This window comes from Bacillus sp. CD3-5 (assembly GCF_006349665.1).
GTDB lineage: Bacteria > Bacillota > Bacilli > Bacillales > Bacillaceae_G > Bacillus_A > Bacillus_A paranthracis.
Genome location: NZ_VEPX01000001.1, coordinates 446378 through 469637, shown reverse-complemented (window position 1 = coordinate 469637; position 23260 = coordinate 446378). Strand labels below are relative to the sequence as shown.

Sequence of the window (23260 nt, the reverse complement as noted above, 5' to 3'; positions counted from 1 at the left end):
GGTTTCTCTCCCTAGTACAACGCTTCCCAAATTGCTGCAATTCCTTGTCCCCCGCCAATACAAACAGCGGATACTCCATACTTTTTATTTCTTCTTCTTAATTCGTAAACTAAAGATAGAGAAATTCTCGTTCCACTCGCAGCAAGTGGGTGCCCAATCGCAATTGCTCCCCCATTTACATTCGCTTTATTAAGATCGAACCCTAATTCTTTTTGACAAGCTAAGTATTGTGCTGAAAATGCTTCATTAATTTCAATCAAATCTAAGTCGGCCAATGTTAAATTTGCTTTTTCTAATGCACTTTGAATTGCTGGAACTGGACCAATTCCCATATACTTCGGTTCAACTCCTACAACAGCCCAAGAAACGAGCTTTGCAATCGGATTTAATCCTCTATCATTTGCAAAATTACTTGATGCTAACACAACGGCCGCTGCACCATCCACCATTCCGCTTGCACTACCAGGAGTTACAACACCATTTTCCACAAAACGTGGTTTTAACTTTGCCAGTTTTTCTAGGCTCGTATGACGGATATGCTCATCTTCTTCAATGACCTGTTCTCCTTTTCTTCCTTTCACTGTTACTGGAACAATCTCTTCTTTGAAATACCCTTTCTCCCTTGCTAAAAGAGCTCGTTCATGACTCGATAGTGCATGCTGATCTACTTCTTCTCTCGTTACATTATATTTTGCAGCTAAGTTTTCAGCCGTTTCTCCCATCGTACATTTACCATACGTATCATACAGACCATCCCATAACCAATCTTCTATTACTGGACCGCCAAGTGGACTTCCCCATCTCATGCCAGGAATTACGTGTGGTACTTGGCTCATATTCTCCGTCCCTCCGGCAAGTGCAACTTCTGCTTCCCCGCTAAGAATATAACGAGCTGCTGTTAAAATAGATTCAACACCAGTTCCGCATAGACGATTGATTGTTAAAGCTGGGACATGAATAGGTGCTCCAGCTTTTAAACCAACATGCCTTGCTAATAAATGTGCATCTTTACTAGACTGCTGAACGTTACCAAATACAACTTGATTAATATCTTCTGCAGATATAGAAGCTTTTCGTATCGCTTCCTTTGCGGCGATCGCCCCTAATTCTGTTGCATTTACTCCTCGAAATGCTCCTGAAATTTCAGCAAATGGCGTCCGCGCTCCCTCTAATAAAACAATTTCATTCATATCCCATTCACCTCATTACTTTCCTAAATAAACTGGCTTTCTTTTTTCAACGAATGCTTGTAATCCTTCTTTACGATCGTCTGTAGCGAAAGCATTACCAAAACAAGTACTTTCAATGATTAAGCCTGTTTCAAGGTCCGCATTACTGCCTACATTGACCGCCGTTTTTAACATTTGAAGTGCAACTGGTGGTTTTTGAGCCAATTTATACGCCCATTCCTTTGCAAATTCAAATAACTCTTCTGCAGGTACTACTTTGTTGATAATATGTAAATCGAACGCACGCTGCGCATCAAACATATCTCCGAAATAGAGTAATTCTTTCGCTATACCTTGGCCGACAATCTTTTGTAGACGCTGTGTACCTCCGCCTCCAGGAATAATTCCAAGTCCCACTTCTGGAAAAGCGAATTTTGCTTGATCCGAACTAATGCGTAAATCACAAGCTAGCGCGAGTTCAAATCCACCGCCAAGAGCTAATCCATTGATCGCAGCAATAACTGGTTTTGACATATTTTCAATTTTGCTAAATACCGTTCGTGAAGTCTTATTCATTTTGTTTACACCGACAAGATCAAGTGCTGCCATTTCATTAATATCAGCGCCTGCGACAAATGCTTTCCTTCCGCTTCCTGTCAGAACGATTACTCGTACGTCTTCATTTTCCTCTAGTTCACCAAACAGTCGGGAAAGTTCATGAAACACTTGTGTATTTAGCGGATTTACAGGTGGCCGATTAATCGTAACGATCGCAACTCTATTTTCAATTTCACAAATTAAAAACTCATAATTCATAACTGAATCCCCCATTCTTTATTCATAATCATAAAAACCTGCGCCTGTTTTTTTACCATATCTACCTGCTCTAACTAACTGTTTTAACAGAAGCGGCGGCGCGTATTGATCATTATTTAACTCTTCTTTGAAGTACTCCATCACATGATATCCGATGTCTACACCCGCAAAATCCTGGAGTGCAAATGGTCCCATCGGATAATTAAGACCGAGTGTAACAGCCTTATCAATATCTTCTGCTGAGGCTACACCATCTTCTAACAATTTAATCGCCTCTATAAATTGCGGAATCATAATTCGATTTACAATAAACCCCGGTGAATCTTTTTTCACTTCAACTGATTCTTTCAAAAGTTTTTTAGATAACGCTTTCAATTCTTCGACTGTTTCATCACTCGTTCGATAACCACGAACAACTTCTACAAGTTTCATAAGTTGTGCGGGATTAAAGAAATGCATACCTGCTACACGTTCTGGGCGATTCGTTGCGGAAGCAATTTCTGTTATCGACATAGATGAAGTATTTGTTGCCAGTATAACCCCTTCTGGAACGATTCGATCCAGAGCTGCAAACACTTCTCTCTTCAAATCTAACTTCTCTAACACAGCTTCAATAACTACATCCGCATCTTTCATATCTTCTAATGATGTAGTGAGTCGAATGCGGCCAAGCGCCTTTTCTTTCTCTTCGTCCGTCATTTTTCCTCTCGTAACACTTTTTGTCATAAAACCATTCATACGTTGCACGGCATGATCTAAATAACGCTCTTCAATATCATGTAAAATAACTGTAAATCCATGTAATGCAGCTAAATTTGCAATGCCAGAACCCATAGATCCTGCACCGACAATACCAATTGTTTGAATTGACATTTTACTACCCCCTCAAGTAACTTTTTTAATATTCTGTAAATAAATTATATCTATATCCAAAAAGTTTTTGTATATACATAGTGTAGGAAATACATATATTTCTTTCATACTTTTTGAGGGTATGTATTTCGATTCCAAATGCTTTATTGTAAGGTACAGTTATTCTTCATAGAAAAAGTGCGCACCTCAAAGTAAATAATTTTTCTTGAGGTACGCACTCTATGATGTGAATTTTGAATCTATATGTTATCGTTCTTTTCCATTTGATGAAATAACTTCTTTATACCAATAGAAGCTCTGTTTTTTTATTCTTTTTAAATCTTTTAAATCGTCTTCGTCACGATTTATATAAATAAAACCATATCTTTTTCTGAAACCTTGATGCGTAGAAATTAAATCAATTGCCGCCCATGGACAGTAACCAATTACATCCACTCCATCTGCAATTGCCAATTCCATCTGTTCAATATGTTTTTTCAAATAATCAATTCGGTAATGATCTTGTACAGATCCATCTTCATTGACTTTGTCGTATGCGCCTATCCCATTCTCTGTAACGATAATTGGCAAGTTATAACGATCATTCACTTCTCTTAATGTAACTCGGAAGCCAATCGGGTCAATCTCCCAACCAAAATCAGTTAATTCTAGATGTTCGTTATCGTCACCCATGAAGAACCCTTCTTCACCTACTTCAATTTGTTGATCAGCAGCTTCATCCATTACAAAGTTCTCATCGTATTCGCTAACAGTAATAGAAGAATAATAGTTAAACGCAATATAATCTGGTTTGGAACTAGCTAAAATCTCCATATCTCCATCTAAAATGACTGGCTCGATATTTTTGCTCTTCATGAAATTCCACGCAATAGTGTTATATCTACCATATACAGCCATATCGAGATATAGCCAGTTACGAATTGCGTTACAATTTTGAGCTGCAATGATATCATTTGGCTTACATGTTTTCGGATACACATAACTAATATTTGGTGCTGGGCCAATTTTCGCATCACATATCATCTCGTGACATAAGTTTGTTACCTTTGCCTCTGCTAAAAGCATATGATGATTTTGTTGATATAGCTCTTTTTGAGATACTATCGATGTCCCGACAGCCTGTCCATGTAGTATCATCATGTTCTGTTCATTAATTGTTAACCAATTCTTTACTCGATCTCCAAAACGTTCAAACAGGATTTCACAATATGTAACAAATGCATTAATGGTAGCACGGTTACTCCATCCACCCTTTTTCTCTAATTCATACGGTAAATCAAAATGATACATCGTTACTAACGGTACGATATCATGCTTCAGCAATTCATCAATAAGATTGCTATAGAATGTAATCCCTTTTTCATTTACTTCTCCTGTACCATTTGGAAGAATACGAGTCCAAGCTATTGAAAAACGATATACTTTTAACCCTAATTCAGAAAAAAGTTTCACATCTTCTTTAAAATGATGATAATGATCACTGCAAACTTTAAAATCTGACGTACCTTCTGGAATAACTTTCACATCTTGAACAGAAAGGCCTTTTCCATCCTCATTATAGGCGCCTTCTACTTGGTAAGCACTTGTGGAAGCTCCCCATAAAAAGTCTTTTTTAAATGTACTATTGAGCATTTTTACCATTCCTTCTCAAAAATAGTATTATAGTTTGTTTCTATTAAGCTTGTTTCACTAAAAATGTTTCATAAACACTTATTAACTCTTCCGCGATAATTTTAAATCCTTCTGCACTCATTAATTGATCTTCTGCATGTGCTAACAATAAACTTACTTCCACTTTTTCACCCGCTGCTTCTCTACTAATTAATCCAGCATGTGCTCTATGGCCTTCAATGAAAGTTTCACTACCCTCATTCATTAATTGCCTTGCTTGTTCAAAGTTACCCATTTTAGCTTCTTGAATTGCTTCAATATAGGAAGATCGTGCACTACCTACCGCTGATATAATTTGAAATACTACTAATTCATTTTGTTCCATTACAATTCTCCTAACATTATTTTATTTTTATAAATCAAAATAACAATCAGTGGAGTTTTGTTCATTCCCACTGATTACTAATCCGCAATAACCAGACTTTTGAGGGATACATTATTATTGCTGTTGTGCAGCTTGTTCTGCCTCATAAGCTTTCTTATCCCCCATTTTAAAGAACGGATAGTATAGTATAATTTGAGAGATAATAATTAAAACAGTCATGATGAATAGTAACCAACCACCAGAAATATAAGCCGCAAATGGCGCTGGTGTTACCCATGGTAATTCAATAAGTGGATTAAAGCTAGATAAGATCCCCGTGATTTTAAGGAATACGATACCAATTAACCCGCCGACTATTGAAGATGCTACTAATGGAATAAAGTAAATTGGATTCAGTACAAGCGGTAATCCAAATACAATCGGCTCATTAATATTAAAGATATTTGGGACAATACCGATTTTCCCAAGTGATTTATATTGCTCTGATTTCGCAAATAACAGGTTTATTGCTAAACCTAACGTATTTCCTGTTCCACCAATAACGACTGCAAAATGCATTAACGTAAATGCTAAATAAGGAATTTCTGAAAAAGGTGTTCCTGAAGCGAAAGCTGTAATTGCTGCTGTAAATAATGGAGCCGTCGCACTATACCATACATTTATAATTGGTGCTGGATGTAAACCGAAGAACCAACATATATTCATGAATGTAAAGATCGCAATTACTGACCATACAGACGATCCAATTACTTTTACAGGTAACGAGATTACTTGACTTACAAAGTTAAAAATATTTTCATAAGGAGTGTAGCCAAATATTACTCTAATAAAGAAGATGATCGTGAAAATGATAATAGAAATAAATACAGGGTTAATCGCATCAGCTACCATTGGTGGTACCGATTCTGGTAATTTCACTCCAATATTTTTTCTTTTTAATGCACAGTACAATTTACCGGTGAATACGCCGACAAACATGGCAACGAATATACCATCACTACCTAGGTATTGATTCAAAATAGCTGGAATTTGTTCTTCTCCAACCTTAATGGACATCGGCATTAAGCATAAGAAACTTCCTAATGCTATAACAGCAGCTGTCATTCCGTTCATGCCTTCTTCTTTCACGTAAGAATAAGCGATAATAACAACCATATATACTGCTAACAAGCTAAGCGTCGCACTAATCATGTCTTGCATATGCGTATATAAACCGATTTGAATTAAAAATTCTTTCCACCCTTTAAATGGTAGATTACCTAAAATAGCAAACAATGTAACACCGATCGTAACAGGAATTGTCATCATCATCCCTGATGTAATAGCATTCACTACTTTACTATTTCCGAGATAATTTGTTAGTGGTGTGATGATTCGTTCTAGTCCGTTTTTAGTCCCTTCTAACAAGTTCATAATTACCTCCAATATTTCTGACTTTTAATAGATTTACTTTTTTCCTTTTTCTACGTAGCTCATATCATTTACAGATTCAACTTTATATTTCCCATCTTTATATACAACTTTTGAAACACTTGCATTTCCTAATCCTTCTTCCACTTCATTTAAGGATTCAGGTGATATGGAATATAACAGGTCCATTAAAGATATACCATGTGATACGACAAGAACTTTACCACCGCCATCTTCTGCTACTTCTTCTGCAATTTGATTAACTTCTTTTTTCATTCTCTTTGTGACTGTTTCAGTATCTTCAGCCTGTTTACTTTGATCGATATTCGCTGCAGTTTTTTGCATCATATCAATATCAAAATTATCCATAAATTGTTCATAGGTCATATTATTTGCTTGTGCGAGTTTTTCTCGGAACGTATGATTTAACTCCCCTTCAAACTCACCGAAACACACTTCACGCAAATCTTTACTTTGTTTGACATTCCTATCTTTATTTCCACTTTGATCTAATACAATTTTCGCTGTTTCAACAGCACGTCCACTATCGCTACTATATGCTTTTTCAAACTTAACACCTTTCAAACCTTTTCCAAGGTACTCTGCCACTGCAACGCCATCCTTTGTAAGCGGTGCATCAGCCCAACCTTGTACTCTATCAGTCGTATTTAGCATGGTTTTTCCATGTCTTACTAAATAAAACTCAACCGGCTTTTCTTCTTTTTTCTCTTTCACTTTTTGGTCTTCATTTGCTGAACATCCAATTAATGAAGTTGTTAAAGAAGCTACTAAGCAAAACGATACCATTTTTTTATTCATCGTAGGATCTCCTTATGGGGCATTTCTTAAATGAATTATGTATCAAGTTTTTTGACTGATTGAACATCAAGTGCCACTTCAATCAGTCAAAATGTTGTTTGTCAGTCTCCTAAAATATCTTTTACTCGCTCCATTACTTTTTTCCCATCTAACATGCCGTAAGCCGCCATATCAATTACTTCAATATGCTTTTCTGGCAATTGGCTTTTCACCGTATTTAACGCATATCGAACTTGTGGTCCTAATAAGATTACATCAGCTGTCGGTCCAACATTTTTCGCTTCCGTTAATGCATAAGCATTAATTTCACAGTTATAACCCGCTGACTCTGCATATCCTCTCATTTTATTCATTAACATACTTGTAGACATACCTGCATTACATAAAAGTACGATGTTTCTCATAATAAAAACCTCCAATAATTGTTTTAAGCACTTTGCATATGTTTCATTCCTGCAAACGCTTTCTTTATAGGTTCAATATAAACTATGGTCTAAGACTAGGGTCAATAGCTTAATTTAATTAATTCATTCATTTATTTTGTTTCATAAAAAAATGCATGTAACTGTAGACTGTGTCTAACAATTACATGCATTCTTTCATTTCCTTCTCGACTTCACATTTACGAAATCACTTTATACCATTTAATTTCATAATAGGTATCATAATAATATAATGTTCAACTGTTTTGTCTTGACTCTTTGTTTCACAAACGTATCGACATAAAATATCTCCATTAAGTGAGTATCCCTGTTCCTGCATAATTTGGAATGCTTCATCTAATATTAACGATGATAACGGTTCGTTTACATCTTTTTCATATAAATAATGCAAGCACTCTCCCATTTCTATTTGAAAAACTGAATCATCGATTGGTAATTGGCACTCTTTCATCTTTAATTCAGATATTGCCATTACCCAATAACTGTTTTCTATATATTTCATTTTATATTCTTCAAGTGGAATACACAGCGCTGTGGAAACTGTTGGCAAATAATTTAACCATTGTTTTAATAGTGGATTTTCACATAATGCCCCTTCATTTAGGTGAACATGTTTGAGAAAATAATATGTCCCAGTTTGCTTTATTACCCATCGTTTATCTTCTTGTTTATATTCTTGTAATAAGTTTATAAATTCATTTATTTGTTTTGTTTCTATCTCTAACTGTTTTATCGCTTCATTCTTTTCAGCTATTTTATCATTACATTTTTTTATGATGTCATCGTATTCTAAACCGTTAAAGACAGATCCTATCTCTTTAACATGAAACCCCATTTGTCTAAAGCTTCTAATTGCTAAAAATACGCCGAAATCCTCATATGTATAAAATCTAAAACCGTTATCTTTGTCTTTTTGAGGTTTTAGAAACCCTTTCTTTTCATAAAAGCGTAAAGCATCTATTGAGACACCAAATTCCTTCCCTACTTCTCCTATTTTATATTTCTTCATGCATATCTCCTTCAAATGTATAATTCCTTTACATACTTATATAGTGTAACAATTTTTGAAAAACAATTATATAAAAATAAAAAGAGAATATCACTGAAGAGATAAAATTCTATTACCGTACAACTTCACCATGCATATCATAAAGCTTTAACGCCATCATTAAATTAAATCTCACTTCAGCATGATTTAAATCAACTGAAATGAGCGATTCTATTTTTTCAAGTCTGTATAAAAGCGAACTTCGATGAATAAAAAGTTCTTCTGCAGCACTTTTTACATTTCCATTGTTTTGTAAAAACACATGTAATGTTTGATATAAATCAATATTCTTCCCCTCTGAATATTCGATTAGCGGTCCAATTTGTTTTTTAATAAATAAGTCTACAGCTGTTGAATGATTTAAGTGATGCAATATGGCATATGACCCTAAATCTTCAAATCGTGCAAACCCTTGCTTGCGAAAGCGGTTATCTAAAACATTTAAAGTTTGTATAGCTTGCTGATAACTAATATAATAGTCTTCCAATTGTTTTGTAACACCGCCAATACCTAATAAAACATGACAACCTATAGGTGATGAGCTTATCCATTTTTCAATATTAAAAAACAACGATTCCCAAAATGGATGAGTGGCCTTTTTCTCATTTTCAATTGGGACAATTAATAGTTGTTCATCATTATGAGTTACTGCCAAAATGCCTGTCCCTAGTTCTGGAAGACGTGTCTTAATTAAGTCCCATACTAGTGACTTTTTCGCCTGTTGTTCGAGTAAGTTCCCTTTTTTTAATTCTTTTTCATCGAGGGATATTGATAATACAGCGATTCTATGTTTTTTGAAAAGATTCCATTGATACAAGTTAGCATATTGCAAAATGTTATCTCGGTCCTCAATTTTTTCAGTTAATAATTTACTAACAAAACTATCTTTCATCTGTTCTTTCGTATCAAGAACAAGCTTTTGTTTTATAAACTGGATGGAACAAATATTTCGTGCTAAATCAACCGTTAATTGATCAAATTCATCCATTCCCCCACTCGATCTTCGCACTGCTAAATATCCTAAAAAATTGCCGCCTCCATTTATAATCCAAAACGAAAAACAATAATTACTATTATCCGGATCATAAATATGGAAAGTATCAGTAATTCGCTGGTCTTTCCGCTCTTCTCTTGCCAAATCAGCTAAATGTTCTGCTAAACGACTATCCTTTTCATCATGAAACGCTATTGGTTGCATAAATCTATCAAAAATAAATACTGTATCTTGAAAAAGACTGCCAAGCATCGTTGTAATACCTTCAAAGTTATTATCTGCAACCGTTTCTTTTAATAAAGCTTGCTGATAATCTAATAGAAAATGAAGACGTTGCTTATGCTCTTTCTCACCATTATATAATCTTGCATTATCTAATATAGTAGCCAAGTGATTCGCAAGCATTTCAAGTGATTTTGCATCTGGCATAGTAAATAAACTTCCACATTTCTTCTCCACATGTAAAACACCAATCGGTTTCATATCAATAACAATTGGAACAGTAATTTGTGCACCACCAGTCGTTTCAAAAAATGGAAAGTGCTCTTTTAATTCATATTTATCCTCCACCATAATTTTGGTTGGTCTTTCCATATCTCCATACGATGGTGGTTGAAAAACAAAACAGTTTTCTGTTTCGTTATACAAGTAAACACAAGCAAAATTTGAATTTGTTTCCATTCCCGCTTTAGATGTTACTTCATACATATGATTTTCTAACGGCACATCTAGCGATAAATTTTTGCTAATCCATCCAAACCCTTCAATCTTTTTCAACTGTAATTCTTTTTGTCTTGCTACTGCTATTGCTACCGCTATATCTTTTCCGAACTCTTCAAATGAGATTTCCATATCTAAAAGCGGCACATGACTTAAAAAGGCAACAATACAAAAACCAAAATGCTGAATATCATCTTTTAAGGGGACAGTAAACCAAGTCTTCACACCAGCACTAGTCAATGTTTCTGTTAGAAGACACACCTCTGGTAAATCCGCCGTTTGATCCGTTATACTTTGGTACTGTAGCTTAGAAGAACATTCATCAGAATGAAGCGGAAACGCTGAAGCTAACGAAACTAAATTACCACTCCACGCTTTTGGCAAAAACTGTCCTCCTTCATTAAAAATGACGGCCACGAAATCACAATGTAATTCTGAACAAAAGGAATGAGTTAAATACTGAAGCGCCTCTTCTTCCGTATCGATTTTAATAAGCTGACGTGATGTATTTCGCAAATGATATTCGATTCTTTTCATTAACCGCTCTCTCTTATTACTAGACATGTCCCATCCCCCATTTCATCTTTTCTATCTATTGTATAAGAAGGATCACATAAAACAAACTAAATATTTAAATTATTCAACAAGTACATAAAAATCCCGAAGAAATGTATCTACGGGATTGATTATTTACTATTTTGCTGTAGTTACGCTGTTATCTCCACTCGTAATCCCTTTTTTCTCTTTATAATACATTCCATGTTCCTCTTTCACAAATAACATTGCTATACCACCAATTACAGCAGCACTCGCAATTGCAGCAAAATTATATTGTGGTAAGAAATGCATAGAAAGTAGTACCCCTACAAATGTCGGAGCTACAACACCTCCAAGACGCCCAAAGGCCATTGTGCTTCCTACTGCTGTTGAGCGCATATTATTAGGATAATATTGAGAAACAAATGCATTGGACATATTTTGAAGTCCAACTGAAGAAGCACCGATTACTGAAATTAACAAAAATCCAACAAACATACTATTTGCAAATCCGATAAGTGATAATGCAATCGCTCCACAGAAAAATAACGGCACAAGTACCTTTTTAAATCCGACTTTATCCACTATTGGACCGAATATGAGTGTTCCAATAATAGCTCCAATTTGCATAACAGCTGTAAAGGAAAGACTTGATTTAAGATCGTATCCTGACTGCATCATCAGACGTGGCAGCCATGTGTTCATAGAGTAAATGAGTACGAAAGCACTAAAACATGAAATCCAAAACATAACTGTACTAACCGCACGCTTTTCCTCAAATAATTTAATAACAGGAGAACCAACTTCTTTAGTTGGCGGTTTAATAAATTCAAATGTCGCATCTCCACTTAATTTTGGATTTACTTTCGCTATTACTTTTTTAGCTTCTTCTATTTTCCCTCTAGCTATAAGAAAACCGACAGACTCAGGAATGCTTTTCATTAAAAACGGGATAAACAATAATGGAATTCCTGCTAACCAAAAAACAGGCTTCCATCCTGCTGTCATTAAAAGTGATCGACTTGTAAGAGCCGCTGCCATTGCCCCAACTGAATATCCGCAAAAAATAAAAGATACGATAGCAGTCCGAACTCGTTTCGGTGAAAATTCTGTTGCAATAGCAATTACATTCGGCATAACTCCGCCAAGCCCAACACCAGCGATAACACGGAAAATCGTAAACATGACAGGATCATTCGCAAAGCCAGATAGAAATGTAAATAGACTAAATAAGATTGTAGTTAATAGGATAATATTTTTACGACCTATTTTATCAGCTAATAAACCGAAGAAAATAGCACCAATTGCTGTTCCTATAACTGTATAACTACCAATTGCCCCTGCTGTAACATCCGATATCCCCCACTCTTTAATAAGCGATGGTACTGCTGCTCCATAAATAACAACATCATATCCATCAAATGCAATTACGATAAATAACCAAAATATTAACCAAATATGCATGGAATGAATACGACTCTCGTCTATTACATTCATTGGGTTAATCGATTTCATCTTAATAGCCTCCTTATATGGGTATTCTCCCTATCTTTTTCTTCAACATTAGTAAACACTTCCAATTATCCCCTTTCTAAGTTTCTAAATATTTTTCTGAATTTTCCGTATTTAAATTGTAATAACTGCTATTAAAAATAGTTATCCGCTTTTTATAGGAAAAAGAAAAGTAATATTCCTACAAATAGCGGACTTTCCTTCATAGGAATTAAAATTCCCACTAGCGAACCTCTATAGTTGAAGTAGAGAAACAAATACAAATCATACAAAATTGGAGTTGATACATTGAAAAAGTTCATTTCTAGTTTCATTTGTCTCACTATGCTGTTTATGTTAGTAGGATTTGATGACCAAGCAAAGAAAGATGCCTCAAAACTAGCCGACACTATTTTTATTAACGGGAATGTCTATACAGTAGAACCACAACAACCTTGGGCAGAAGCGGTAGCCATTAAAAACGGAAAGATTGTGTATGTAGGTAATTCAAAAGGTGCGAAAAAATATAAAAATAAGAATACAAAAGTCATTGATTTAAAGGGAAAGATGTTACTTCCAGGATTTGTTGATAGCCATCTACACGCTTCCGAAACTGTAAATTCTCTTTACTCTGTTGACTTAATAAACGTGAGAACTGTTGATGAATACATTCAGGCAGTAGAAAAATATAGGGAAGAACATACCGATTTAAAGGTTATTCACGGAGCTGGTTGGAGCAATACACTATTCTCATCAACAGGCCCCACAAAAGAATTATTAGATGCTGTTGTAAAAGATATTCCCGTTGCTTTACTTTCAGAGGATTATCATTCCATTTGGGTAAATTCTAAAGCACTTGAAATAGCAGGCATTACAAAAGATACTCCCAATCCAAACAGCGGCGTAATTGAACGTAATGAAAACGGTGAACCGTCCGGTACACTTCGTGATACCGCTACAAATCTTGTATTAGACAAATTACCGAAGTATAATACGGAACAATTTAAAGAAGGCTTAAAAACATTTCAACAGCTAGCGGCGAGTAATGGATATACACAAGTAAATGATGTCATTGTCCCGCAGCAGGATACTGTCATTGAAGCACTAACCACACTTGAAAAAGAACAAGCATTATCTATTAGACATAACATTGCGTTAACGATACAACCAAATGAAGGTCTGGAGCGTATTCCCTATGTAAAAGAGCAACGTGCAAAATTACAAGGTCCACTTGTCAAAATGAATACGATCAAGTTATTTATGGATGGTGTTCTTGAAGGCGGAACTGCCTATTTACATGAGCCTTATAACAACAAGCCAGACTATTATGGCGTTCCAGTTTGGGAGAAAACAGCATTTAAACAAATGGTTCAAACATTAGACAAAGAGAAATTCCAAGTTCATATCCACTCTATCGGTGATGCTGCAACAACGGAAACGTTAAATACATTAGCGTTTGCTCAAGAACAAAATGGAAAACGAGATAGTCGCCATAAAATTACACATCTACAATTAGTAAAAGAAAATGATATAAATCGTTTTAAAGATTTAGGTGTCATCGGTGTTCCGCAGCCATCTTGGTTTCTTAAAGACGGTGAATACTTTTCACAAGCCGTTGATTTACTAGGAGAAGAGCGTGCAAATGAGCAATACCCTATGAAAAGTTTTATGAATAAAGGCGTTGTAATGGCTTCTTCTAGTGACTATCCGATTACACAAGGCCCATACTTCTCCCCGCTAGCCGGTATTCAAATGGGAGTGACTCGTACAAATTTACAAGATACAACTTCACAACACGTTTTGAATCCAAAAGAAAAAGTGAGCGTAGCAGAGATGATCAAGAGCTATACCATAAATGGAGCCTATGCAAATTTCTTAGAGAAAGAAACTGGTTCTATTAAAGTTGGCAAAAAAGCTGATCTCGTTGTATTAGATAAAAACTTATTTAAAATCCCAAAACATGATATTCATAAAACAAAAATCTTACTAACTTTATTAGAAGGGAAAGAAACATTTCGCCAGACAGATTTCCGTTAATTCCAACAAAAAAGAGGTGCAATATGCACCTCTTTTTCATGTATTTGAACAATAGTAATTCCACTAGACTCTAATGCTTCCCACTGTTTCTTCTAGCTTTTTCATTATATTTGCTATCGCTTCAATTGAATTTTTGGTTTCAAATTCTCCAATATTTACAGAATGGTTAGCGTTTTTGACAACTTCAATCTGTAAATTCGTTTTATGTAACCGCTCAATTTGATCTGCATTATATTGGTGATCTTTATCTCCAATTACTAATAGCCCTTCATGATGACTATGTAGGATCGAATCAAATATGGAATCAAACGTTAGTAAAGGTGTAAGTAGTATCACCTTTGACTGTGCAAATTCTTCTCTCTTCATTAAATCATTTGCAATCGGAATTGTTCCAAGTGATTTCCCTAAAAACATCGTATCATTATATTGCTTATCTTTTAATACTTCCTTCATTATAGGATGAATATCATCCATCATTACTTTCGTTATTTCTTCCATTGGTTTATTCATTACTTGGTCGTCATAAGAATAATGAATATGTACTACATCTATTTTATTTTCGAGCATTAACATCGTCGCATAATAAAGTAATGGTTTATCGTAATTGTATCCTGAGCCTGAGAACATAAAGCATACTGTATTAGAACCTTTTTCAATATGTGTATATGGAATTACTTTGCTGTCTATATGAATCTCTTTTTTTGTCCCCTTCACCGTTTTCCCCTCCGCATACATTTATTTTTGTAAAACGATATGTTCTGTGTGAACGAATACATCCTTTACTTTCTCTTTAATAAACGCTGGCTGTAAGTTATATGTATCTAACTCTTCTACCGGTACCCACTTAAAGAAATACGTTCTATCTTCTTCTTCCAAAATATATTCTTCTGCCCCATTTGCAGGTAATTGTTTCAGCTCTACTTCATAGTAAAAACTAATTTCATGAAACTTTCGTTCAGAAAGTGTAAAGAAATTTTCTACTGACCATATTAATCGCCTTATCTCAATAGGAACGGCTAACTCTTCCGCAAGTTCTCTTTTTAACGCTTCTTCACTATTTTCTAGCATTTTCACTCTTCCGCCTGGTACGTACCAAAAATCTTCACCGTCACCTTGCAGAATGAGTATTTTATTATCCTGTTTACAAATTGCTCCGACGCGATAATTAAAACATGTTTCCTCTACTTTAAATGTTAGATCCACACCGATTGCCTCCTATATTTTATTTAAAAATCGCTATAAAACTATTGTGTATGTGCTGTACAAATAAGATTACTAAATTTTTCTATTTCATTCAATTGATTTTGAACATTCTGGTAATTATACTTATCTTTTCATTACAGGTATATATACATATGTTACAATCACAATGCACAGTGGTTGGTTACTGTATTAAGGAAAAGAAACGTATGAAGCATGTATTAATGATCCAGAACGATTAATTTCTGTATTAGAAAATTTGAGTGAGGATGATGTTCCTGAAATCGAAGAACTCACGCTATATTTCGGACAAGAAGTATATAGAGAAGACTAGTGACGAAGAAGGATTAAAAAAGATGTTTCCTAAGTTATGGAAAATGTATTGGGAAGAACCGATAGAGTGTTAGATTAGTTAATTGCCAAAAACGCCTTGTTTCTTTCGTAACAAGGCGTTTTTCATGACACTATGTTTAAATAGTTATCTTCCCGCTTTCCCACCACTTCATAAACGTTTCTAACGAAGGAGCAACCCAAGTTCTACTATCATTCTCATGATTCCATACATATATATCATCCCTTTGAACGATTCCGTTCAAAATGGAATAACCAAACAAATCACCATTTCCGCCATCAGCAATAAATAATAAACAGTCAAAAGGCATATATAAGTCCTTGAAATCAACTATATTTCTCATATTCATATTTTCAGTTTTAATTTTGGAAGCAGACCATATAAAGTCCCCATACTCACCTTCTACACCGTTTGTTTCCTGTAATAATTGATATAAATCATTTGGAAACTCCACCTGCAAATTTTTTTGAACTTCAGTGAGTTCATCCTCTGTAGCTGGATTTTTGAAACTTAAGTTTGGTGAAATACTGCGAATGGTGTTTTTCCACATAGCTTTTCTCCTCCTTATGTGCAATCAAGTATATTCAAAAAGCTCATCTAAATTTATTGATACCACTTTTCTAACAACCTCTTCTCTCTTCCCCCTGAAATACCTGCTTTTAATTCCCATTCATCCGCACTCTTCATCCACTCATACACATCTGTAACTGTATGTTCTAACCTTCTAAAAGTAAGCCCTTCTTTCACAGCACTTTCAATATTAATAGAAAAACCACCTTTCCACGGCTTCGTCTCACCTTCTAATGAAAAAGTTTCAGGAAGCCATAAAGGCATCTCTGTCCAAGGCTGCACTTTATGTTCATTCATAAACGATTCCTCTACCCAAACGAATGCAGCATCACTATTCGTAACCTTTTTACAAGTATTTAATAGCTCTTCCATCGTTAATTCATAATTTGGACCTGTTACATTGAATGTACCTGTTTTATTGTTTTCTGCCATGTTTAATCCCCAGTTTGCGACGTCTTTTATATCAACTATCTGCACTGGACGTTCCTTTCTTCCTGGAACTAAAACTTCTCCTCCCTTTGCTACACGCCCAATCCAGTATGGAAGCCGATCTGTATAATCAAATATCCCTGAAAGAAGTCCTGCTCTTACGTGTAAAACACGCCCCGGCCAATACTTCTCTGCTTCTTTTTCACACAATACTTTCAGCGCACCGTAATACTCATAAGGAGATACTTCACCATTTTCTACAGCCTTTATTTGCTCAGCCGTCGGTTCAGGTTGTAATATATAGTCTTCTTTTATATGATGCGGAATCCAATCTTTATATACGGAAAGGCTTGAGATGAATATATAGTGTTCAATATTATCTTTAATCACTTCTCCAACATTTCTAATGTGATGTGGAGAAAACCCACATGTATCTACGACAACATCCCATTTTCGATTTTCTAAACTTGATACATCACCATTTCTGTCACCGATAAGCTGCTCCACTTCAGGAAAAATTTCTTTATTCGTTCCGCGGTTAAATAATGTAACTTCATGCCCTCTGTTCAAAGCCTTTTCTACAAATGCTCTTCCTAAAAATCGTGTACCACCTAGTATTAGAATTTTCATGGTTCTCCCCCATTCATCATTAAAAACCCTTTCTTTTGTTAAACGATTTTTTGCTACGGAAAGTTACGGGTGGGATGCAGATTTTCACTATATTTTTAGTTCTGTAAAATAAAAAGAAACCATTTTGAAAAGTTAATCATCATGGTTTCTAAAATAATATATAATTATTACCGGTCATTCTTTACCTTTACACAATCTCTCCATCAACTAACTCAATAATTCTATTACACTTATTCGCTACTTCCATATCATGCGTTACAATAATAATTGTTCGTCCTTCTTCATTCAGTTGTAATAGTAAATTCATAATTTCTTCTCCTGTTTTTCTATCTAAATTTCCGGTCGGTTCGTCAGCCAATATTAATTCTGGTTCACCTACTAACGCTCTTGCAATTGCGACGCGCTGCTGTTGTCCACCTGATAGCTCGTCCGGTGTTTTATACATATGTTCTTTTAAACCTACTTTTTCTAAATACAACTTCGCCTTAATTTTTCTTTCCCGTTGCTTTAGCTTTCTATATGTGAGTGGTAGCACTACATTATCCAGTACAGTATGTTCTTTTAACAATGCAAAATATTGAAATATAAATCCAATCATTTCATTTCTTGTTTTATGAACTTTATTTGCTCTAATTTCAGTTAATGATTTTCCATTTAACGTATATTCACCCGCATTTGGTATATCAATTAACCCGATAACATTTAATAGAGTACTTTTCCCTGAACCTGACCGACCCATTACAGCGATGATTTCACCTTTGTTTATCGTTAAATTTATACCATTTAACGCAAACGTTTTATGATTCTTGTTACTATACACCTTTTTAATATCTTTTAGCACAATCAAACTCATTATTCCATCCCTCCTATTAATGTTTTCGGTTCAAGCTTTCTAATAAATAAAAAGACAATTACATTCGAGACAACAATGATCAATAATAAGAATAGGAATACTAAAAACAATATAGGCATATCCAATTTAAAGTCTAATACCGTTGCTTCCTTTAAATCCTTCGACATTTGTAATAGAACCCCATACCTCCATGAAAAGTAAGCTATTGACATTCCTAAGCCAGTTATTGCTACAATAATGTTCTCTAAAACAATTTGAATAAACATACCAAATTTACTTTCGCCAAAAGCTATTTTTATACCAAATTCCCGCTTTCTCATCAAGATAGAAACAATGGTCGTTACTACAATTCCGACGATCGAGAATACAATGAATAAGATTCCTACTATAAGTTGAGGTATTTCCGAATAGCCGTTAAGAGTAACATCTTCATTTATTTCATCACCTAAACTTTTTAAATGAAACGTACCGCCGTTTCCTTTAAGTTGAATTGATTCTTCTAGTTTCTTTACATCTGCACCTTTTTGTAAATATAAAGCTGTACTTTGATGTAGTCTTAAAAACATTGCTTCATATTTTTGAAATCTATCAAATGACATAGGTAGTATCATTGCGTAATCCAACTTCAAATATGTGTTCGTCGTATTATTATTTACGATAAATTTATTTTCTGGCAAAAAGCCTGTAATTGTATATTGATTATTAATTGTATCCCCAACTTGAAAATATTTCTTAAAGTAAGAACCCATTAAAACTTTTGTTTTTTCTTCACTATTTTTTTGAAAGTCATCATGCGAGAAACCTTCTTCAGGTTTTAAAGGTAAACGTAACATTTTATAGTAGTTTTCATCTACAAAAATTGTTTTAATAGTAGGTCTTTCATCGTGAAACGTTTTATGTTTCAAATCAGTAATCATACTGTTTTGAAATGGTCTATTACTTGACTCTATTTCAATAATTCGCTCCTCGTATGTACCATACGAAATCACATCTTTATTTTGATGAATTGTATTATAAACCGCTTGAATTTCCTCTTTATTGAATTGATTGCTTTGTAATCTATCTGTCGTCATTTCAAAAGTAACTAAATATGTTTTATCCACATTTAATACCGAGCTGGATTTATCGTTTAGATGGTGTAAATTATAAAATACATTAATTGAACTTGTTAGAGTTGCTAATCCAAATGTAATTTGTATTAGAAGAAGTACGGAAAATAGAAATCTCTTTTTTAATGCTATGAACGCACTTTTTATTCTCATCATTTTTACTCCTTTAATGCTTTAGCAGGTTCACTTTTAAGCACATATACAAATGGTATGACAGAGAGGATGAAAGGTATAGTAAGTGAAAGAAATACACACATTACAATATGAGTAGACTGTAAACTCATACTATAACTTGTAAACTCTATAATATTTCCACTCAAAATGCTAAAAATCCATTGTATGCATATTGCACAGGCTGATGCAGTGATTGCACATAAAAATAATTGACTAAATATAAAAATAAAAAGATTTATATTACTTGCTCCCAAAGCTTTCCTCAACGACAAACTTTTTTTCTTCGTATAAATCCAATAATAACTTACTATTATACTGGTAATGAAAGCTATACATAAAAGCCTATATGGAAAACTGAGTAACTCTTCTACGGCTTCACTTGAGTTTTTTTCCTTTTCATAGTTCTCTTTTTCACTAATCACTTTGGCATTTATATCTTTATTGTTCTGTTTCATATGCTGTATGAAAGTTTCTATTTCCTTGATAGGGTTTTCATTAGAACGAACAATCATTTGGAATGTATTATCTTTTTGTATCATCTGTTTCACCTCATCTGGCATGTCATTTAGAGAGACGAAAATTTTAATATTATACTCATATCCAGTATTTTCTCCAGCTACGCCTTTAACTGTATATTCCTTATTAAATAATTTTATTGTTGCCATATCCTTATAAATTTTCTTCCCCACTATTACACTATTTTTTTCATCTTGTCCCATCTGAGAACCTTTTAGTAAAGGTGGAGACCAATTTTTATTAAGGAGACCATTCATTATTACGTGGCCGATATCCGGAATAGTAATACGAATATCATTTGTAATAACACTAGCGTTTTTAAAATCAGATTCTATTAACGTCTGAAATTGTTCGAAATCGATTTCCCCCATATTAGTAAGTTGAACTGAATAGTAATAATTAAAATAACCATTTTTACTATCATAAAATTTCTCATCATAATAATCTCGCGTCGACATTGCGATCAGGATTGGCCATATTGTCAATACAAATCCAATAAATAGCATAATGAATATTGTTTTGTTCACCACTATTTCTTTTAATACTAGATTCATATATCCTCCTTATTTAAAAAAACGTGAAAAAGGTATTTATCCTTTTTCACGGTTTTTGTTGATTTTTATTTAATTACCATTTCCTTAGAAGTGTACGCACTATCCCCTACCATTATCCATTCATGACCCGAATAACCTCTGGTCACCGGTCCTTTGGATGCAACGCTAACGTTTATACGATCTGAAGTTTTAGCATCATATAATGCTAACTCTTTAGAAGTCCCATCATCAAAGCTAGCTCTTACAGTCATCTTGTAAAAATGAGGTTCGTTCTTTTTCGCAGTATAGGCAGTTGCCTTAGCTTTTGCTCCACTTCCTGTCCACGTTGCATTATTATCCCAACTAATCGAAGCAAATGAAACGGAAGAAACCATACCTAATAAAGAAGCAGTTAGTCCTGTAACAGCTAAAGTTTTTTGAAGTAAGCTTTTCATATATCCTTAATCTCCCTTTTTAAAATATTCACTTAAATATTTAAGTATTTTTAGGCCTTGTCCTCATTATACTTAAAAAAAAATAAACCTATACCGTTAAAACCTAATATTTACATTTTTTCACACAACTCTTACATTCCCCTGAACTTTTCGTCATAAAACAAAAAGATGGTATGAAACTCCAATTCACACCATCTTTTTACTAAAATTATTTATTTGACCGTATATAAGGAAGAATATATTTCACAATCAATTCCCATCTATCCCGTACATTCGGTATAATTTCAGACGCAATCACCACTACCAATTCCTTCTCTGGAATACAACAAATCATATTCCCACCATCACCCATTGCACAGTATGAAAAGATTCCATCTTCTTCTCGTAACCACCATAAGTAACCATATTGATTTTGGTTCATTTCTGTCGATTCTTTTATCCATGATTTTGATAGTATTTGTTTTCCATTATGATTACCTTCATTCAAATACAGCTGTCCAAACTTAACCATATCTTTAACTGTTAACGCTAGTCCCCAGCCGCCTGCCGAAATACCATTTGGATCATGAACCCATCCTTTTACATCTTTTCCGAATAAGTCATCAAATCCAAACGCTTTCATATTGTAGTTTGGAATTTCTCTCATGCCGAGTGGCTGAAATAGCTGTTCATTCGCAAATTCACGCGCACTTTTTCCTGTTACGCTTGTAATAATTGCTGATAATAAATGAGCTCCTGCAGATGAATATTTAAAAGCCCCAATTTCTCCGCCTTTTCCTATCCTATTTAACGTATACTGTATCCAATCTTGTTGCGTACATAGTTCTTCTAACTGTTCCTGCCAGTCTACGAAAGGATGTGGAGCTGTCATCGTTAGAAGATGGCTTACTGTTACTTCAGATGAATTAACGTTATATTCCGGGAAAAATTCTATTACTCTTTGATCAACGCTGTTTATATAGCCCTTATCTATACATATCCCAATTAGCGCAGAGATTATCGTTTTTGTGACTGACGCTATGTGAAATGCATCATCTGGACCGTGACCGTTATAATATTTTTCAAAAATAACATTACCTTTCTGCACTACTAACATACCATTCATATTTTCATATTCTTCTTTTATAATCTGATCTAACTTTTCAGCAGTTTTCATTATTCCTTCCCCTTTAACCTATAATTAAAAAGGTTCGATAGGTACATATATATCAACTATATGTTTATGTTCGGGATGCTGCTTCGAATCATTTCTATATACTTCAAAAGGATACGAGTCTCTCGGTTTATATCCGCTATTTGGCAGCCACTCACCATATATAAAGTCCCACGCTCCCTTATATTCATCTTGGAATATTTCAAAATGTCCTACTGCATACTTGCCTGAAGGTATTATCATTATTCCTATGTCGTTCGTTTCTATTACGGATTCATCTGGAATTGTTATACATAAACTTGTTCTTAAATGATAGTCCTCAGTAAATTCATGATGATCGTGGTAAATGGTTAATACTTTCGTATCCTCAAATACATGATAGTTTTGCTCAGATGCGTAATGAAATAGTTTCTCTATCATTTCTGGAAAAGCTATAGTTAACTCTTCGTATGTACCTGTATGTCTTATGTATGCGACGTTTATATTATCCGCTGTTACAATTTCAACATTACCTCGAACCTTCTTACATTCATTGTATTGAGTAATTCCCCTTACGTCTTTGCAATTCTTGCTATTATGGTTTCGATATTGAGACGGACTTACACCGTAATAACTTTTAAATGTCCGAGAGAAAACTGCTGAATCTGTGAAACCAAAATGGTAAGCGATATCCGTAATCGTCATATCCGGGCGATATGTAAGTAGATTTGTTGCCCTTTCTAACTTCAAGCGATTCACATACCGAGATAACGGCTCGTCTACTGTTCCTTTAAAAATCCGATGAAAATGAAACTTTGAAAATCCTGCTACATCGGCTAGCTCTTCAATTGAAAGTGAATCATTTATGTGTGATTCTATATAATTTTGTACTTTGTATATGCGCTGTAAATACTCATTTCTATTTTGTTTACTCTCCATACTTCTAGCTCCTCA

22 protein-coding genes and 1 pseudogene are annotated in these 23260 nt (G+C 34.4%); 2 read left to right on the top strand and 21 right to left on the bottom strand.

The window, feature by feature from the left end:
* Positions 1-11 precede the first annotated feature (11 nt).
* From FH036_RS02390 to FH036_RS02340, 11 genes are all read right to left on the bottom strand, one after another.
* Entirely contained in the window at positions 12-1190 is a 1179-nt protein-coding gene (locus FH036_RS02390) for an acetyl-CoA C-acetyltransferase (RefSeq protein WP_139895272.1), read from the bottom strand.
* A 15-nt stretch (positions 1191-1205) separates the two neighbouring features.
* Positions 1206-1985: an enoyl-CoA hydratase/isomerase family protein gene (locus tag FH036_RS02385; protein ID WP_044792930.1), complete on the bottom strand. Its 780-nt coding sequence runs from the start codon at positions 1983-1985 to the stop codon at positions 1206-1208.
* An 18-nt stretch (positions 1986-2003) separates the two neighbouring features.
* Positions 2004-2858, bottom strand: a complete 855-nt coding sequence (locus tag FH036_RS02380; RefSeq protein ID WP_044792932.1) for a 3-hydroxyacyl-CoA dehydrogenase family protein — start codon at positions 2856-2858, stop codon at positions 2004-2006.
* A 246-nt stretch (positions 2859-3104) separates the two neighbouring features.
* Positions 3105-4490, bottom strand: coding sequence for a glycoside hydrolase family 1 protein (locus FH036_RS02375; protein WP_139895271.1), 1386 nt, complete (start codon positions 4488-4490; stop codon positions 3105-3107).
* A gap of 43 nt (positions 4491-4533) precedes the next feature.
* Positions 4534-4854, bottom strand: a complete 321-nt coding sequence (locus FH036_RS02370) for a PTS sugar transporter subunit IIA (RefSeq protein WP_000437094.1) — start codon at positions 4852-4854, stop codon at positions 4534-4536.
* A 114-nt stretch (positions 4855-4968) separates the two neighbouring features.
* Positions 4969-6267 (bottom strand): PTS sugar transporter subunit IIC, encoded by a 1299-nt coding sequence (locus tag FH036_RS02365; RefSeq protein WP_044792936.1) that lies wholly within the window; start codon positions 6265-6267, stop codon positions 4969-4971.
* A gap of 33 nt (positions 6268-6300) precedes the next feature.
* Positions 6301-7083, bottom strand: coding sequence for a histidine phosphatase family protein (locus FH036_RS02360; protein ID WP_044792938.1), 783 nt, complete (start codon positions 7081-7083; stop codon positions 6301-6303).
* A 101-nt stretch (positions 7084-7184) separates the two neighbouring features.
* On the bottom strand, positions 7185-7487 hold the full coding sequence (locus FH036_RS02355) for a PTS sugar transporter subunit IIB (RefSeq protein WP_044792939.1): 303 nt from the start codon (positions 7485-7487) through the stop codon (positions 7185-7187).
* A 226-nt stretch (positions 7488-7713) separates the two neighbouring features.
* Positions 7714-8535 carry a MerR family transcriptional regulator gene (locus FH036_RS02350; protein WP_044792940.1) on the bottom strand — a complete coding sequence of 274 codons (822 nt, stop codon included), beginning with the start codon at positions 8533-8535 and terminating at the stop codon, positions 7714-7716.
* Positions 8536-8647: 112 nt separating this feature from the next.
* Positions 8648-10852 carry a helix-turn-helix domain-containing protein gene (locus FH036_RS02345; RefSeq protein WP_138321772.1) on the bottom strand — a complete coding sequence of 735 codons (2205 nt, stop codon included), beginning with the start codon at positions 10850-10852 and terminating at the stop codon, positions 8648-8650.
* A 129-nt stretch (positions 10853-10981) separates the two neighbouring features.
* Positions 10982-12340 carry an MFS transporter gene (locus FH036_RS02340; protein ID WP_138321770.1) on the bottom strand — a complete coding sequence of 453 codons (1359 nt, stop codon included), beginning with the start codon at positions 12338-12340 and terminating at the stop codon, positions 10982-10984.
* 321 nt (positions 12341-12661) lie between these two features.
* Here FH036_RS02340 and FH036_RS02335 point away from each other — a divergent pair, with 321 nt between their 5' ends.
* A complete protein-coding gene (locus FH036_RS02335) occupies positions 12662-14353 on the top strand; it encodes an amidohydrolase (protein WP_180358373.1) in 1692 nt (563 codons plus the stop codon).
* A gap of 63 nt (positions 14354-14416) precedes the next feature.
* Here FH036_RS02335 and FH036_RS02330 read toward each other — a convergent pair whose 3' ends face one another.
* Both FH036_RS02330 and FH036_RS02325 read right to left on the bottom strand, forming a co-directional pair.
* Positions 14417-15088 carry an alpha/beta hydrolase gene (locus FH036_RS02330; RefSeq protein ID WP_139895270.1) on the bottom strand — a complete coding sequence of 224 codons (672 nt, stop codon included), beginning with the start codon at positions 15086-15088 and terminating at the stop codon, positions 14417-14419.
* Positions 15089-15556 (bottom strand): NUDIX hydrolase, encoded by a 468-nt coding sequence (locus FH036_RS02325; protein ID WP_044792947.1) that lies wholly within the window; start codon positions 15554-15556, stop codon positions 15089-15091.
* 157 nt (positions 15557-15713) lie between these two features.
* Between FH036_RS02325 and FH036_RS02320 the strand changes: the two are divergent.
* Positions 15714-15960 (top strand): annotated as a pseudogene (locus FH036_RS02320) (DUF4240 domain-containing protein); the annotation flags it as partial.
* A gap of 63 nt (positions 15961-16023) precedes the next feature.
* Here FH036_RS02320 and FH036_RS02315 read toward each other — a convergent pair.
* The 8 genes from FH036_RS02315 to FH036_RS02280 form a co-directional block, all read right to left on the bottom strand.
* Positions 16024-16455, bottom strand: coding sequence for an SMI1/KNR4 family protein (locus tag FH036_RS02315; RefSeq protein WP_044792948.1), 432 nt, complete (start codon positions 16453-16455; stop codon positions 16024-16026).
* A 53-nt stretch (positions 16456-16508) separates the two neighbouring features.
* Positions 16509-17534: an SDR family oxidoreductase gene (locus FH036_RS02310; RefSeq protein ID WP_139895269.1), complete on the bottom strand. Its 1026-nt coding sequence runs from the start codon at positions 17532-17534 to the stop codon at positions 16509-16511.
* Positions 17535-17721: 187 nt separating this feature from the next.
* A complete protein-coding gene (locus tag FH036_RS02305) occupies positions 17722-18387 on the bottom strand; it encodes an ABC transporter ATP-binding protein (RefSeq protein WP_044792950.1) in 666 nt (221 codons plus the stop codon).
* Positions 18387-19652 carry an ABC transporter permease gene (locus tag FH036_RS02300; protein WP_180358368.1) on the bottom strand — a complete coding sequence of 422 codons (1266 nt, stop codon included), beginning with the start codon at positions 19650-19652 and terminating at the stop codon, positions 18387-18389. Before FH036_RS02300 ends, FH036_RS02305 begins: the two co-directional genes overlap by 1 nt.
* A gap of 2 nt (positions 19653-19654) precedes the next feature.
* The gene (locus FH036_RS02295; protein ID WP_139895268.1) at positions 19655-20740 is read right to left on the bottom strand and encodes an FtsX-like permease family protein; all 1086 of its coding nucleotides are present in this window, start codon (positions 20738-20740) and stop codon (positions 19655-19657) included.
* Between the two features lie 65 nt (positions 20741-20805).
* Positions 20806-21174, bottom strand: a complete 369-nt coding sequence (locus FH036_RS02290) for a hypothetical protein (protein ID WP_044792955.1) — start codon at positions 21172-21174, stop codon at positions 20806-20808.
* Between the two features lie 208 nt (positions 21175-21382).
* The gene (locus FH036_RS02285) at positions 21383-22330 is read right to left on the bottom strand and encodes a serine hydrolase domain-containing protein (protein ID WP_139895267.1); all 948 of its coding nucleotides are present in this window, start codon (positions 22328-22330) and stop codon (positions 21383-21385) included.
* A 24-nt stretch (positions 22331-22354) separates the two neighbouring features.
* On the bottom strand, positions 22355-23245 hold the full coding sequence (locus FH036_RS02280) for an AraC family transcriptional regulator (protein ID WP_139895266.1): 891 nt from the start codon (positions 23243-23245) through the stop codon (positions 22355-22357).
* Positions 23246-23260 lie beyond the last annotated feature (15 nt).